This window comes from Pedococcus sp. P3_C7, from assembly GCF_056402615.1.
Genome location: NZ_JBFUHC010000001.1, coordinates 434,947 through 448,912 on the forward strand (window position 1 = coordinate 434,947; position 13,966 = coordinate 448,912).

Annotated in this window: 9 protein-coding genes; 4 read left to right on the forward strand and 5 right to left on the reverse strand. The window is 69.4% G+C overall.

The genetic code is table 11. The features are described from left to right. Window positions 1-14: 14 nt before the first annotated feature. Entirely contained in the window at window positions 15-1,166 is a 1,152-nt protein-coding gene (locus tag AC1DS4_RS02060) for a glycosyltransferase family 4 protein (protein ID WP_477632090.1), read from the reverse strand. Between the two features lie 85 nt (window positions 1,167-1,251). Here AC1DS4_RS02060 and AC1DS4_RS02065 point away from each other — a divergent pair, with 85 nt between their 5' ends. Both AC1DS4_RS02065 and AC1DS4_RS02070 read left to right on the forward strand, forming a co-directional pair. Further along, window positions 1,252-2,013 carry a class I SAM-dependent methyltransferase gene (locus tag AC1DS4_RS02065; RefSeq protein ID WP_477613416.1) on the forward strand — a complete coding sequence of 254 codons (762 nt, stop codon included), beginning with the start codon at window positions 1,252-1,254 and terminating at the stop codon, window positions 2,011-2,013. Then, window positions 2,010-6,134 (forward strand): alpha-(1->3)-arabinofuranosyltransferase domain-containing protein, encoded by a 4,125-nt coding sequence (locus AC1DS4_RS02070; RefSeq protein ID WP_477632091.1) that lies wholly within the window; start codon window positions 2,010-2,012, stop codon window positions 6,132-6,134. Before AC1DS4_RS02065 ends, AC1DS4_RS02070 begins: the two co-directional genes overlap by 4 nt. 6 nt (window positions 6,135-6,140) lie before the next feature. On the opposite strand, the gene AC1DS4_RS02075 is transcribed toward AC1DS4_RS02070, so the two are convergent. Then, window positions 6,141-7,352, reverse strand: coding sequence for an acyltransferase family protein (locus AC1DS4_RS02075; protein WP_477612783.1), 1,212 nt, complete (start codon window positions 7,350-7,352; stop codon window positions 6,141-6,143). Further along, a complete protein-coding gene (locus AC1DS4_RS02080; RefSeq protein WP_477632092.1) occupies window positions 7,349-9,097 on the reverse strand; it encodes a hypothetical protein in 1,749 nt (582 codons plus the stop codon). Before AC1DS4_RS02080 ends, AC1DS4_RS02075 begins: the two co-directional genes overlap by 4 nt. A gap of 192 nt (window positions 9,098-9,289) precedes the next feature. Between AC1DS4_RS02080 and pgfA the strand changes: the two genes are divergently transcribed. Continuing rightward, entirely contained in the window at window positions 9,290-10,288 is a 999-nt protein-coding gene (pgfA, locus tag AC1DS4_RS02085; RefSeq protein ID WP_477632093.1) for a cell envelope lipid trafficking protein PgfA, read from the forward strand. Between the two features lie 111 nt (window positions 10,289-10,399). On the opposite strand, the gene AC1DS4_RS02090 is transcribed toward pgfA, so the two are convergent. Further along, window positions 10,400-11,215, reverse strand: coding sequence for a class I SAM-dependent methyltransferase (locus tag AC1DS4_RS02090; RefSeq protein ID WP_477612786.1), 816 nt, complete (start codon window positions 11,213-11,215; stop codon window positions 10,400-10,402). Window positions 11,216-11,367: 152 nt separating this feature from the next. Between AC1DS4_RS02090 and rpsA the strand changes: the two genes are divergently transcribed. Continuing rightward, window positions 11,368-12,876, forward strand: coding sequence for a 30S ribosomal protein S1 (gene rpsA / locus AC1DS4_RS02095; RefSeq protein ID WP_477612787.1), 1,509 nt, complete (start codon window positions 11,368-11,370; stop codon window positions 12,874-12,876). Window positions 12,877-12,997: 121 nt separating this feature from the next. Here rpsA and AC1DS4_RS02100 read toward each other — a convergent pair whose 3' ends face one another. Then, a complete protein-coding gene (locus tag AC1DS4_RS02100; protein ID WP_477612788.1) occupies window positions 12,998-13,957 on the reverse strand; it encodes an ABC transporter permease in 960 nt (319 codons plus the stop codon). Window positions 13,958-13,966 lie beyond the last annotated feature (9 nt).

Here is a 13,966-nt window from a genome sequence, read left to right on the forward strand (position 1 = left end):
GCAGCCACCGCTGACTAGCCCTCTACTGCCTGGGAACGGGCGTCGGTCATCGCGATCGGCGCCCTTCTCTGTGCCGCATGGGTCAGGAGTCGCTCCCAGTACTCAGCCGTTCCCGTCCAGGTGAACTGCTGGGCGTAGTCGCGGGCGTGCTGCCCCATCTGCTCCCGGCGGACTCGATCGGCAAGCAGTTCCGACACCTCGTGCGTCATGGCGTCCAGGTCCTCGACCAGCACTCCGGTGCGGCCGTCGACGATGGACTCCGACAGGCCGCCGGCATCGTCGTAGGCGATGGTCGGGACGCCGTGGCTGGCCGCCTCCACGACACACAGCCCCCAGCCCTCCTTGACGCTGGGGGCGAGGGCGAGCCACGCCGCCGCCAGTTCGGCGTGCTTGGTCTCCTCGTCGACGAAGCCGAGCAAGGACACGTCGTCCTCGACGCCGGACTCGTGAGCGTGCTCGGCGATCCGGTCGTGCCACCACCCGTGGCCGATGACGCGCAGCTGGAGCCCGGGATGCGTCGGTCGGAGGCGGGCGACCACGTCGATGGCATGCTCGACGCGCTTGTGCGGCACCAGCCGCCCGAGGACCACGATCGTCGGTCGGTCGGCGCGCGCGACGCCGAGCGAACGTGGCGCATCGGTGCCGTTGTGGATGACGGCGATGCGCTCACGATCCACCCCCAGCTCGACGAGCTCGTCCCTCGTCTTGCCGGACACGGCGACGTACTGCCTCGAGCGATAGGCACGAGGGGCCACTCTCGACTCGATGAACCAGCCGATCCGGGCCGCGAGCGGACCGAAGACCACCGGCCACTGCTCCCGGTGCACGTGGTGGACCAGCACGACGAGCGGGCTGCGGGTGCCCCAGGCAGAGAAGAAGGGAATGCCGTTCTGGGTGTCCACCACCGCGTCGTACGGGCCGTCTGCCCGCTCGTCGCGGCGCAGCGCCCGCATGGCCGCGGCATACACACTCAGTCGGCCGCCCTGGCGGCGGTAGGTCACGCCGCGGATGGTCTCTCGCGGCGAAGCGTCTCCGTGGGCGGCGCAGTAGATGGTGACTTCGTGGCCGCGCGCGGCCAGGTGCTGCCCGACGGTTTCGAGGTAGTGCTCCGCGCCGCCGCCCTCAGGGTGCGTGAAGTCGCGCCAGCTGAGAAGGGCGATACGCACCTGTTGCGATCCTCACACGTCCGGAGATTGGCTAAGTTGACTCATGAGTAACCGTAGCGGCATTAGGGTTCACCCCGTGATCGAGATGGGAAATCCGGCTGCGCCTGAGCTGCCGAGGGGGTCCCTGCGGCGCTCGCTGGAGCTGTTCCGGGCCTTCCTGGTGGAGCAGACCGATCCCGACCGCTTCTACTCGACCCTCGCCGTCGACTCGGTCGCCGAGGTGCGCCGGTGGACGACGCTCGAGGGCGCCACCGTGGTCGACATCGGTGGGGGACCGGGCTACTTCGCCGACGCCTTCGTCGCGGCCGGTGCAGGGTATGCCGGTGTCGAACCGGACGTGGGCGAGCTGACGGCCCGGGGCCAGGTGGGGGCCAACGCGGTGCGGGGCTCGGGCCTTGCCCTGCCCTTCGCCGATGGCTCGGTGACGGTCGCGTACTCGAGCAACGTGCTCGAGCACGTGCCGGAACCGGAGGCGATGGCGGACGAGATGCTGCGGATCCTGCAACCGGGCGGCCTCATGGTGCTGTCGTGGACCCCGTGGCTGTCGCCCTGGGGCGGCCACGAGACGGCACCGTGGCACTACCTGGGGGGTCGGCGCGCCGCCGACCGGTATGCCGCGAAGCACGGCAAGCGCCCCAAGAACGACTTCGGTCGTTCCCTGTTCGCCTGCTCGGTCGGGCGGATGATGCGTTGGCTGAACGCGGTCGAGTCGACGGGGGCCGTGCGGGTGGTCGAAGTGCTGCCTCGGTACCACCCGTCCTGGGCGAAGTGGGTCATCCGTGTCCCCGGGCTGCGCGAGGTGGCGTGCTGGAACAGCGTCATCGTCGTGCAACGCGTGGGCGGATGATGGCCGACCGACATGCCGTCGAGCGGGGACGCGACACTCTCAACCTGATCGCCCAGTCGGCCGTTCTGGTCGCCTTCGCCTTCACCCAGGCGCCGCGGTGGACCGCGGGTGACACCAAGCTCGACCTCACCCAGGCTCCGGGAGCACTGCTGGCCCGAGCCTTCACCCTGTGGGACCCCCAGGCCGCCGCCGGACAGCTGCAGAACCAGGCGTACGGCTATCTGTTCCCCATGGGGCCGTTCTTCTGGTTGTGGCACCAGCTGGGAGCGCCACCGTGGGTGGTCCAGAGGCTGTGGTGGTGCCTGCTGCTGCTCGTGGCCTTCCACGGGATGCGCCTGCTGCTGGTGAGGCTGGCCATCGGGACCGGCACGTCCCGGATGCTCGCGGCCTTCGCCTACGCGTTGGCACCACGGATGCTGGAGGGTCTGGGCGCCATCAGCTCGGAGATCTGGCCGATGGCGGTGGCGCCGTGGGTGCTGCTGCCCCTCGTCGGTGCACGCCGGGGGGACGAACGCGTGGTTGCGGCTCGGTCGGCGGCGGCATTCCTCGCCGCGGGCGCGGTCAACGCGGTGGCGGCCCTGGCGCTGCTCCCGCTGCCAGCGCTGTGGATCCTCACCCGCGCCAAGGGGGCACGACTGCGACTGGCTGGGTGGTGGTCGCTGTTCGTCGTCCTGGTGTCCGCGTGGTGGATCGGGCCCCTGCTCCTGCTGGGGCGCTACAGCCCGCCCTTCCTCGACTGGATCGAGTCGAGCGCTGTGACTACGTCGGGGGCCTCGACCACCGAAGCACTGCGTGGCACGACGCAGTGGATCGCAGCCATCTCAGGTGCTCGTGGACCGCAGTGGCCGGCAGGATGGCAGATCCTGACCCAACAGCCCGTCGTCTGGCTCGGGCTCGTGCTGGTGGCGGTCGGACTCCTGGGTGTCTGGCGCGCCGGCGCCTCCTGGTCGCTCTTCGTCCGTTGTGGCCTCGTCGTCGGGCTGGTGCTCGTGACCTTGGGCCACGTGGGCCCGGGGGTCGGGCCGTTCGCCGGGTCCTTGTCCACCCTGCTGGACGGCGCCCTCGCCCCCTTTCGGAACACGCACAAGTTCGAACCGGTCATCCGGGTCGTCCTCTGCATCGGTATCGCGCACGCGCTCCCGCGTCTCGAGGGAATGCTGCGTCGGGCCGGAGGCCGGATCCCGCACGTCGTGACCGCGGTCGTTCTGGTGGCGGTGGCGGCGCAGGCTGCTGCCCCGGTCTTCCAGGGAGTGAGCCAGCGTGGGCAGTTCCTGGCCGTGCCGGGGTACTGGAAGCAGGCCGCCGACTGGCTGGGGGACCACCCGAGCGCGGGACGCACCCTGGTCCTCCCGGGAGCCAACGCGCCGGCCAGCTACTGGGGTGACCCCCGGGACGAGGCGCTGCAGCCACTCGCATCCAGCCCCTGGATCGTGCGCGACGCCGTGCCGCTCGGTTCCGCTGGGGCGACTCGCATGCTCAACGACATCGAGGCTCGGGTGGCGTCGGGTTTCGGCGGCGTGGAGCTGCGCAACGCCTTCGTCCGCATGGGCATCAGCAGGGTGCTGCTGCGTTCGGACCTGGCCTACCGGGTCACGGGGGCGCCGGCACCGATGGTGGTGCAGGCCGCCTTGGCGTCGGCGGGGGCGCGACCGGTGTCCTTCTTCGGCCCCGAGCTCGGAGGAAGCCTCAACCCGGAGGTGGCCTTCGACGGAGGCCAGGACCAGCCGATCCCGGCCATCGTCATCTATGACGTCGCCGACGACACCAGCATCGCGCCAACACGGACCCAGCCGGTCGAGTCCACCTCTGTCCTGGCCGGAGGCCCGGAAGGCACGGTGCTGCTTCCCGACGCGGAGCAGCCCGTGCTCCTGAGCTCGGATGGAGCGTCGCTGCGTACGGCGGGGCTCGAGAAGGCGCCTCAGATCCTCACCGACACGTTGCAGCGCCGCGAGGCCAACTTTGCCGCCGTGCGCAGGAACTACGGCCCGCCGCTTGCGGCGTCCGAGGCCTATCCGGCGCCACGGCTGGCGCACGACTGGTTGATGCCGTGGCTGTACCACGACGCTTCGCTCGTCGACCAGCAGACCGTCAAGGAGCTCGTGGGGGCGCGCTCGGTCACTGCCTCCGGATCGTTGGCCTATCCCGACCTGGGTCAGGTGCGCGACCTGACGCGGGTACCGGACAGCGCCTTCGACTCCAGCCTCGACACGATGTGGGAGAGCCGCGGCTACCAACCTGCGGGTCAGTACGTCGAGCTCCAGCTGCAGCAGGCGGTGACGCTGCCGGATCACCTCGACGCGGTCTTCGACATGCAGGACGGTGCAGACATCGCCGCAGTGACCGTGACCACCGACACGGGAACCGTCAGAACTCCGGTCAGCTCGCCCGAGCGTGGGTCGGCGGCGGCACGTACGGTGGTCCGGCTCTCGGTGCAGCCCGGTGCGACGACAAGGTTCCGGATGGCCGTGGTCGAGACCCGTCCTGGCAAGCCGACCGTTCGCGTGCGGGACATCGGCGTGGGAGTGCTGCCCAGGGTCGAGAGCTGGCTGCGCCTGCCCGAGCCGACGTCCGACACGATCGACGGAGTCCTCCTTCAGGCCTCGCCGGACCGGGTCCCCGCGTGCGTGCCGGGGTTCCACGACGTCCTGCACTGCCGCCCCGACAAGGCACGGGTGAGTGAGGGCGAGCTCGACCTGCGCCGCATCTTCAGTGTCCCCTCGGGCACGACCGTGGAGGGCACGGGCTCGGTCGTGCCGCGTGCGGCCACGGCGACGGCCAGACTCCTGGACCGACCTGACGGCATCAGGGCCGCGGCCACGAGCACATGGGTGCCGGGTGCGTCGACCGCACCGCAGCTGGCCATCGATGGCGACCCCGCCACCTTCTGGGCCTCGTCGCCGTCACAGTTCGGCCCCAGCCTCACCCTGCGCTTCCCGCACAAGCGGGTGGTTCGTGGCCTAAGCTTCGAGACCGACCCCTCGGTGACCGGCCGGCGGATCACCGAGGTCGACGTGACGGCCGGCGGTCAGACCTATCGCCGCACCGTGGAGGGGGATGCCGCACGCGGCACGGTGGTCATTCCCGAGACCGAGGCGGCCAGCGTGGTGGTCAGGGTCATCAAGAGCACCAACCTCGCCCTTCGCTCGGATGGCCGCAACGCGCCGGCTCCGATCGTCCTCGGCGACGTCAACCTGGTCGGAGACTCCTGGCCACCCCTCGAGGGCACCGACGTCGCGATGCCCTGCGGCTTCGGACCACGACTGCAGGTCAACGGCACCGAGTACCCCACGGAGGTGACCGGGTCACGTGCTGCCCTGATCCAGGGCCTCCCGCTTCGGCTCCGGGTCTGCGAGCGGGTCCGCCTCGACCAGGGGGTTTCGCGGTTGAGGGTGCTGGCCTCCGCGGAGTTCGGAGTGCGCAACCTCTCGCTGTGGGCCTCGGAGACGTCGGCGACGCAGTCGCCCGTCACGGCCTCCCGGTGGTCGCCCGCCGACCGTGCCATCACGGTGACCGACCTGAGCCAGCCCTCCGTGGTCCGGGTGCGCGAGAACGCCAACCCCGGGTGGACAGCACGCTTCGGCACCAAGCAGGCGTCATCGGTGACGCTGGACGGCTGGTCCCAGGGGTGGATCGTCCCTGCGGCTGACCGTGGCGTCCTGCGGCTCGAGTTCAGCCCGCAGACTCCGTTCCGGGTCACGCTGGGCCTCGGCCTCCTGCTCGCTCTGGGAGTCCTGGTCGTGGCGGTCACGGGTCGGAGACGGTTCTCCCTCGCGCTCGGTCCCGAGCTCCGGCTGCCCGGTCTCGTCGGTGCGCTCGCTCTCGTCGCTGCCCTCGCGGTACTGGCTGGGCCTTGGGGGCTGGCGGGAGCCCTCGCCGGCTTCGCCGTTCGCCGGCTCGGCCCACGGCGTGGGGTCGTGGCGTTGGTCGGGGTCTTGGGAGTGTGGGCCACGTGGGGCGCCGCCGCACCCTGGCCCGAGCCCGCCGCGACCAACCGCGGACTCGTCGCAGCGGTTCTGACCGCCGTGGTGCTGGGTGTGGTGCTGCTGCCAGCGCGACGGCACCGGGGACCGGACCACCGCGCTGGCGACCACCGCGCCGGCGACCACCGCTCCCGCGTCTGAGCTGGCTCAGCCCGTCCGGTCGCGCACGAAACGCTGGGCCGGTTGCTCGACGAAGTGCCAGCTCGCCGCGGCCACGGGAACGGTGATCGCGAGGGTGCCGATCAGGGTGAACCAGAAGTGGCCCGCGAACAGCGTGAGGCCGCGGGCCTCCCGCAGGGCGAACATGATGGGCATGTGCCACAGGAAGATCGCGTAGCTGATCTGCCCGAGGTAGCGCATCACCCGACTGCCGAGGAACCCGCTCAACGGGTTTCCACCACCCACCGCGGACGGGGCGATCACGAGGAACGCGAAGAGGCCGTAGCCGAGGTGCTTGAAGGTCTGTTCCCACACCGTGGCCTGCGACAGGTCGTAGGGTCCGGCGAGCCTGGTCGTCAGGACCCACATCACGCAGGCCGCCAGCACCCAGAGAGCGACGGGCGAACGGCGGATCGTGGAGGTGGCCGACGACCAGCGCCCGGGACGAGCCGTCAGACAGGCCAGCAGCATGCCGTAGCCGAACCAGTCGAGCGTGGCAGGGAGCGTCTGCAACCAGGTGTACCCCGCGGGCAGGCCACCCCAGGCATCGACGGCGCGGAATGCCTCGGCGAACAGCATGATCCCGACGATGGCGGCCAGCTCGTGACCGGGGGAGCGTCGTCGGACGATCCGCGCGACCAGCCAGGCCAGGCCTGGCAGCGCGAGGTAGAACATCACCTCGGTCGACAGGCTCCAGAGCTGGGCGAGTCCGGGCATGACCCACGACTGCTTCACCCCCTGGAGCTGGGCGAGGTTGGCCAACCAGGTCGTGAGGCGGGCTTGCCGCGCCTCTGCCCAGAGCAGCGGAGTCGCCGCGAGGACGCACAGCCACGCGGGGACCAAGCGGGCCGTCCGGCGCAGCGCGAAGGTCCGCAGCGATGGCCAGACGCCCAGGCCGGCGTTGAACCGGGCGTACGGCCGGTACAGGAGGAAGCCGCTCAGCACGAAGAAGAGGGCGACCCCGATGTCCATGCGCGCAACGAAACCGGGCAGCACGTTCCGCCCGATGGTCCCCGCCATGAAGCCCGCGTGGGTGACGACCACCGCCAACGCAGCGAGGGCACGCAAACCCTCGAGCTCTCGGACGTGGTGCACTGCGTGCTCGGCGCCTCGTGTGCGCCTGCCATCAGCAGTGACGTCAGAGGGGGCTTCTGGGGGAGCGCCGGTGCCGGCGCCGGTGGGAACGTCGGTCGCGGTCACTGGGGCTCCGGAGGCTGGACGACCTGCAGGGTCGTGACGCACACGTCGGCGCTCGCACGGCTTCGGCTGATCTGGACGCTCTTCACGCGGACATCCGGCATGACCGGCAGGAGCAGCCGGTGGGGACCTCGCTGCATCTCGGGCGTGACCCCGGGCCGCGGAGCCGAGACCGAACCGTCCTCGGCGATGACGCGCACCGTGAGGGAGGTGGTGTCCGACACGAGAACGCCGAGCTCCAGCAGCGCCCCCCTGTAGTAGGGGACAGCCTCGGTGAAGTCGATCGTTGCGTTCTCCTGACCGGCGGGCAACGCGTGCCTGCAGAAGTCCGACCGCTCGTCCGGTGCCACCGCGATCCGTTTCAGCTGGCCGTCCGTGAGATGCCCGTCGGGGCCGACGAGGCGCGCTGCGGAGTCGAAGACGGCCGTGCGCGTGGCGGGGTGCAGGATGGCAATCAGGTCGGCCGTCGAGAAGTCGGGTTGGACCCAGTTGGGCACGATCGTGACAGGCACAGGGGACGCGACCACGGGGGAAAGGTTCTTGGTGAGGTCGGTGCGAAGCGCCTCCACGTAGGAGGGGCTCGAGTTCTGGTGCCAACGGTGGGCGAAGCCGACCCAGGACAGGCCGCACGCCACCGTCGCAGCGATCGCGCCGGCCGCGAGGGCTCGGACTGTCGCGCGTCGGGGGCGACGGACGGCGACGTCGAGCAGCACTGCTACCGCAAGGGCAAGGAACACGCCCACGTCCGGGAACAGCCGGAGGTCGTCCACGGACGAGACCTCGGCGCGCGCGATGCGTCCGACGTAGAGCATGCAGTAGATCGGCACGACGTACGCCGCCACCACCAGGAGGGGTCGCCACACAGGTGTGCCGCCGTGTCCCTCGCGACGGCGGCGAACGGCGAGCACCACGAGGAGGGCGAGGGCGGCGCAGCCGACGATCGCGAGCCACAGGGGTGTCTGCGCGTACGAGTAGCTCTCACCGCCGGGCCGCCAGCTGATCGGGCCGCCCACCAGGCTCGGGATCGAGTTGCGAAGGAGGGACCGTCCGATGGCGGCTGCGAACCCGGCAAGGCTCGGTGTCCCCACGCCAGCGTGGTCGAAGTCGCCGCTGCCGTAGAACGCGAGGAACGCGAGGTTCAGGACGATCATGGGCCCCACGGCCACGGCCTGCCGCGGCAGGGCGCGCCGGAACGTCGTGCTGGGGACCAGCAGGAGGCCGGCTGTCACGAGGACCACGGGGACGACCAGGGTTCGCTCGGAGAAGGCCAATCCTGCGGCGTGCGCCAGCCACGCGGCATACGCCCACGTGCGCGAGCCGCCGCGAAGGTAGCGCAGCCCCGCATCGATGGCCACGAGGATCAGGACGAGTGCGGTGAGGGTGGTGAGCGCCTGCCGGTACCACGCGATGGCCGGGATGATCGACGGAGCGAAGAGGGCCAGGCCGAGTCCCACGAGGGCCACCGAGCGGCGGGTGACGAGCTGGTTGACCAGCCGCCACACCGCCACGCCCAGCATTCCGCACACCGTCAGGGTGAACAGGACGGCAGGCAGGCGTTCGAGCGGCCAGTAGTGGGCCTGGAGCCAGTCCATCGTCCGGGCGCCGGGTGCAAGGTGGGTCGCGTTGCTCTCGACGATGAACGGCCACGGCCCTCGACCCGCGGCGTAGGCCTGTGCCCGGAAGTCGTCGATGTAGTAGCCGCTCGGGACGATCAGGTAGGCACTGGCGACCACGAAGGCAGCGATCACGGCGCCGGCGCCCCGGTCGAACGATCGCCCCGGACGTGCGGCATGCCGCACCCGAGTGGCCTCGGACGGCGCAGTTTGCTGCACAACTCCCACCAAAATCAGCTCATTTCTCGCAGTGGCGCCAATATGCGCGTGACAAAGGCTACTCGCTGGTAGTGTCCAGCCACCTCATAACGCAAGGAGAAAGCCGGGATGCGCAAGGTGCTTGGCAGTGTTGCCACGCTTTTGGGAGTTTTGCTGTTGGTTGTAGGTGTTTCAGCGAAGCCGGTTCTGTACGACGGGCTTGCGACCGTCAAGCTGAACCAACGCTCAGTGTCTGTTTCAGAAGGCACTGGCATGTCTACGCTGCACGTCTACAAGGGCGACGACGGCAAGTCACACTACGACAAGCTTGAGAACGCCCATCTCAAGAGCACACGGAACGTGATCGGGATCCCTGGCAGGGCCAAGGATGCCAAGAAGCAGGACACGGACGCCTTCTGGCAGACCACCGTGCAGTCTCAGGCCGAGATCGACGGCAAGTGGACCGACCTCAGCTTCACCAACGAAGGTGTCTCCTTCAACCGGAAGACGGCTGAGGCCACGAACTGCTGTGGCGACTTCAAGTCCGCCGGTGACCTCGACGACCCGGCCAAGGTCACGCCGCTCGACCACCAGGGACTGTTCTTCAAGTTCCCGTTCGACGTGCAGAAGAAGACCTACCAGTGGTGGGACGGCGACCTGGGCAAGGCCACCGACATCAGCTTCGTCCGCGAGGAGAAGCTGGAGGGAGTCAGCACCTACGTCTTCCGCCAGACCATCCCCAAGACGGAGGTGACGCAGCGCGATGTCCCCAAGGCACTGTTCGGCGACACCGCCACCGGCAACGTCACTGCCACCGTGAACTACGGCAACATCCGCACGCTGTGGATCGAACCCAACACGGGCGTCCTGATCAAGGGCCAGGAAGAGGTCGAGAAGTCGCTCACGACCGACGCCTACCCCGAGCTCTTCACGACCAAGGGAACCATCGGCTACTCCGAGGCGACGGTGAAGAAGAACGCCGAGGACTGGGGCTCCAAGGGCTCTACGCTCGGCCTCATCAACGGTCCGTTGACCGCTATCGCGATCGTGCTCGGACTGGTGTTCCTCGCCCTCGGCCTGTTCCTCACCTTCGGGGGCAGGCGCCGGGGTTCTCGCGAAGCCACCTGACGCCACCCGCACCACACCACGAAGGGCCGCTCGGAATCCGGGCGGCCCTTCGCGGTGCCTGCCTTGCGTTTCGTGTGCCGGCCTGCGCGGGTCGTGTGCCCGCTCCCGCCTTCACATTCGTGTGCAGACGAAGATCGCCGTCCCCGGGAAGACGCGGCCACGCAATGGCGACCAGCCGCCCCAGGTCTGGTCATTGCGCTCCGGCCACTCCGGCTCGACGAGGTCGACGAGGACCAGACCGGCGGCCACCAGCTCGCGCACCCGGTCGCCCAGGGTCCGATGGTGCTCGACGTAGGTCGCCTCACCGTCGGGGTCGGCCTCCACGTAAGGGGTTCGGTCGAAGTAGGACTGGGTCAGGGTGAGGCCCGGCGAACCGGGGTCGTCGGGAAAGGCCCAACGGAACGGATGGGTCGTGGAGAACACGAACCGACCGCCGGGGCGCAGCACCCGCGCCACCTCGCGCATCAGCCGCGCCGTGTCGGCGACGAAGGGCACCGCTCCGTAGGCCGTGAAGACGATGTCGAAGGTGGCCTCGCCGAACGGCAGGGCCACGGCGTCGCACTGAGCGAACGGCACGGGCTGCGCCGGCGGAGTCACCGTCCGGTTGAGGTCGAGCCCCTGGCGGACCATCCCCGCTGACAGGTCGGTGGCCACCACCCGGCCGCCGGCCGCGGCCACCCAGCGGGCGCACTGCCCCGCGCCGGCGCCGATCTCGAGCACCCGCCGACCCGCCACGTCGCCCAGCAGGCCCAGCTCGTCCTCGCGCCAGCCCTCGGGGCCCCACACGAAGTCCGCGTCGCCGAGGAACGTGCCGTGCTCGGCGTAGTACTCGCCGGCCTCGGCGTCCCACCACGACCGGTTGGCCGCGGCGGTTTCCTCGGCGCCCGCCTCCCGACGGCTGACCTGCGCGTACTCACTCACCGGCATACCCCTCGCGTTTTGACCCTGCACGGACACCGTCGGTAAGGTGGAGGCGCACTTCCGTGTGCGCGCTTCGTCGTGCCGCCGTCCGGTGGCCTGCTGAGCGTGAGCACAACAACCACCTTCTATTCACTGTCCACCATCGGAGTTCCTACTACATGACTGCCAGCACGGTCGAAAAGACCGCCCCTCAGGTTGCCATCAACGACATCGGCACCGAGGAAGAACTGCTCGCCGCGATCGACGCGACGATCAAGGATTTCAATGACGGAGACATCGTCGAGGGTGTCATCGTCAAGGTCGACCGGGACGAGGTCCTGCTCGACATCGGCTACAAGACCGAGGGTGTCATCCCCTCCCGCGAGCTCTCGATCAAGCACGACGTCGACCCCTCTGAGGTCGTCAAGGTCGGCGACGAGGTCGAGGCCCTGGTTCTCCAGAAGGAGGACAAGGAGGGTCGGCTGATCCTGTCCAAGAAGCGTGCGCAGTACGAGCGCGCCTGGGGCACGATCGAGAAGATCAAGGAAGAGGACGGCGTCGTCACCGGCACCGTCATCGAGGTCGTCAAGGGTGGACTCATCCTCGACATCGGCCTGCGCGGCTTCCTTCCCGCGTCCCTCGTCGAGATGCGTCGCGTCCGCGACCTCCAGCCCTACGTGGGCAAGGAGATCGAGGCCAAGATCATCGAGCTCGACAAGAACCGCAACAACGTGGTCCTGTCGCGCCGTGCGTGGCTCGAGCAGACGCAGTCCGAGGTGCGCACCACGTTCCTCAAGGAGCTCCAGAAGGGGCAGGTCCGCTCCGGCGTCGTGTCCTCCATCGTCAACTTCGGTGCCTTCGTGGACCTCGGCGGCGTCGACGGTCTCGTCCACGTGTCCGAGCTGTCCTGGAAGCACATCGACCACCCGTCCGAGGTTGTCGAGGTCGGCCAGGAGGTCACCGTCGAGGTTCTCGACGTCGACATGGACCGCGAGCGTGTCTCCCTGTCGCTCAAGGCGACGCAGGAAGACCCGTGGCAGCACTTCGCCCGCACCCACGCGATCGGTCAGGTCGTCCCGGGCAAGGTCACCAAGCTGGTGCCGTTCGGTGCGTTCGTCCGCGTGGACGACGGCATCGAGGGCCTGGTCCACATCTCCGAGCTGGCCGAGCGCCACGTGGAGCTGCCGGAGCAGGTCGTCACGGTTGGTTCCGACATCTTCGTCAAGGTCATCGACATCGACCTCGAGCGTCGCCGGATCTCGTTGAGCCTCAAGCAGGCCAACGACGACAGCGCGCCCGTCGCCGAGTTCGACCCGACCCTCTACGGCATGGCCGCGGAGTACGACGAGGCGGGCAACTACAAGTACCCGGAGGGCTTCGACCCGGAGACGAACGAGTGGCTCGAGGGGTTCGACACCCAGCGTGAGAAGTGGGAGAAGCAGTATGCCGAGGCCCACACCCGCTGGGAGGCCCACAAGACCCAGGTCGAGGAGGCCACCAAGGCCGACGCCGAGGCTGCCGCCAACGCTGGCAGTGGGACGTCCTACTCGAGCGACTCGGGTTCGTCCTCGTCGTCCGACAGCGACACGGGCAGCGCCAGCAGCCGCCCGGCCGCCCCGGAGTCCGAGGGCACCCTGGCCTCTGACGAGGCCCTCGCCGCACTGCGCGAGAAGCTCACCGGCAACTGATCCGTTCCACGCGGCACACCTCGGTATGCCGCGTGGCCGGCTCGGCCTGTTGGCTGAACGAGAGGCCCGGTCCCCTGAAGGGGGGCCGGGCCTCTCGGCGTTCCCGGTGTGCGGAGACCCCTCAGTGGAGGCGGACGCGGGGGTCCAGCACGGCATACGCGAGGTCGACCAGGATGTTGGCCACGACGACGGCCGCCGCTGCGAAGAGGACGATCCCGATGATCACCGGCAGGTCCTGCTGGTTGATGGCGTCGATCGCCGTCTTGCCGAGCCCGGGCAGGCTGAACACCGTCTCGGTGACCACCACGCCGCCAAGCAGGGAGCCGACGTCGATCCCGAACTGGGTGACGATGGGCGTGAGCGCGGCTCGCAGGCCGTGCCGCAGCACGACCCGGCGTTCGCGGATGCCCTTGGACCGCGCGGTCCGGATGTAGTCCTCGCCCAGCACGTCCAACATCGAGGCGCGGGTGAGCCGCGTGTAGGTGGCGGCGGAGACCAGCGCCAGCGTGAACCACGGCAGGACCAGGTGCTGGGCCCAGCCGCCGAGACCCAGGGCGAGCGGCGAGTAGCCACCGGCCGGGAAGGCCGTGTGCCCGGCCAGGGTGAGCCGGAAGTACAGGAGGTAGAGCAGCAGGATGCCGAGCAGGAACGTCGGGGTCGAGTAGAAGAACAGGCTCATGGCCGTCAGGGAGCGGTCGGTGAACGAGCGCGGGTGGGTGGCGGAGATGACGCCGTTGAATACGCCGAGGCCGAGCCAGATGAGGGCCGCCCCCAGCACCAGCGAGATCGTGATCGGCAGCGCGGCCCCGAGGATCGTGGTCACCGGGACCTGGTGGTAGTAGTCGTAGCCGAGGTCCCCCCGCACGGCGTTGCCCACGAAGTCGAGGTACTGCTTCCAGAGCGGTTGGTCCAGACCGAGCCGGTGGGAGATCGCGGCAACCGTCTCAGGCGTGGCCTGGCGACCGGCGAGGGTGCGCGCCACGTTGTTGGGCGCGACGAAGAAGAGGCCGAAGACTGCGACCGTGATCAGCCACAGGACGAGCACGCCGAGGACCAGCCGTCGGATCAGGAAGCGCAGCATGACCGTCTC

Bases quoted from the DNA above. Each gene is read 5' to 3' on its own strand.
- AC1DS4_RS02090 (WP_477612786.1), bottom strand. From the start codon at position 11,215: ATGCCGGTGAGTGAGTACGCGCAGGTCAGCCGTCGGGAGGCGGGCGCC.
- AC1DS4_RS02065 (WP_477613416.1), top strand. From the start codon at position 1,252: ATGGGAAATCCGGCTGCGCCTGAGCTGCCGAGGGGGTCCCTGCGGCGC.
- AC1DS4_RS02100 (WP_477612788.1), bottom strand. From the start codon at position 13,957: ATGCTGCGCTTCCTGATCCGACGGCTGGTCCTCGGCGTGCTCGTCCTG.
- AC1DS4_RS02070 (WP_477632091.1), top strand. From the start codon at position 2,010: ATGATGGCCGACCGACATGCCGTCGAGCGGGGACGCGACACTCTCAAC.
- pgfA (WP_477632093.1), top strand. From the start codon at position 9,290: ATGCGCAAGGTGCTTGGCAGTGTTGCCACGCTTTTGGGAGTTTTGCTG.
- rpsA (WP_477612787.1), top strand. From the start codon at position 11,368: ATGACTGCCAGCACGGTCGAAAAGACCGCCCCTCAGGTTGCCATCAAC.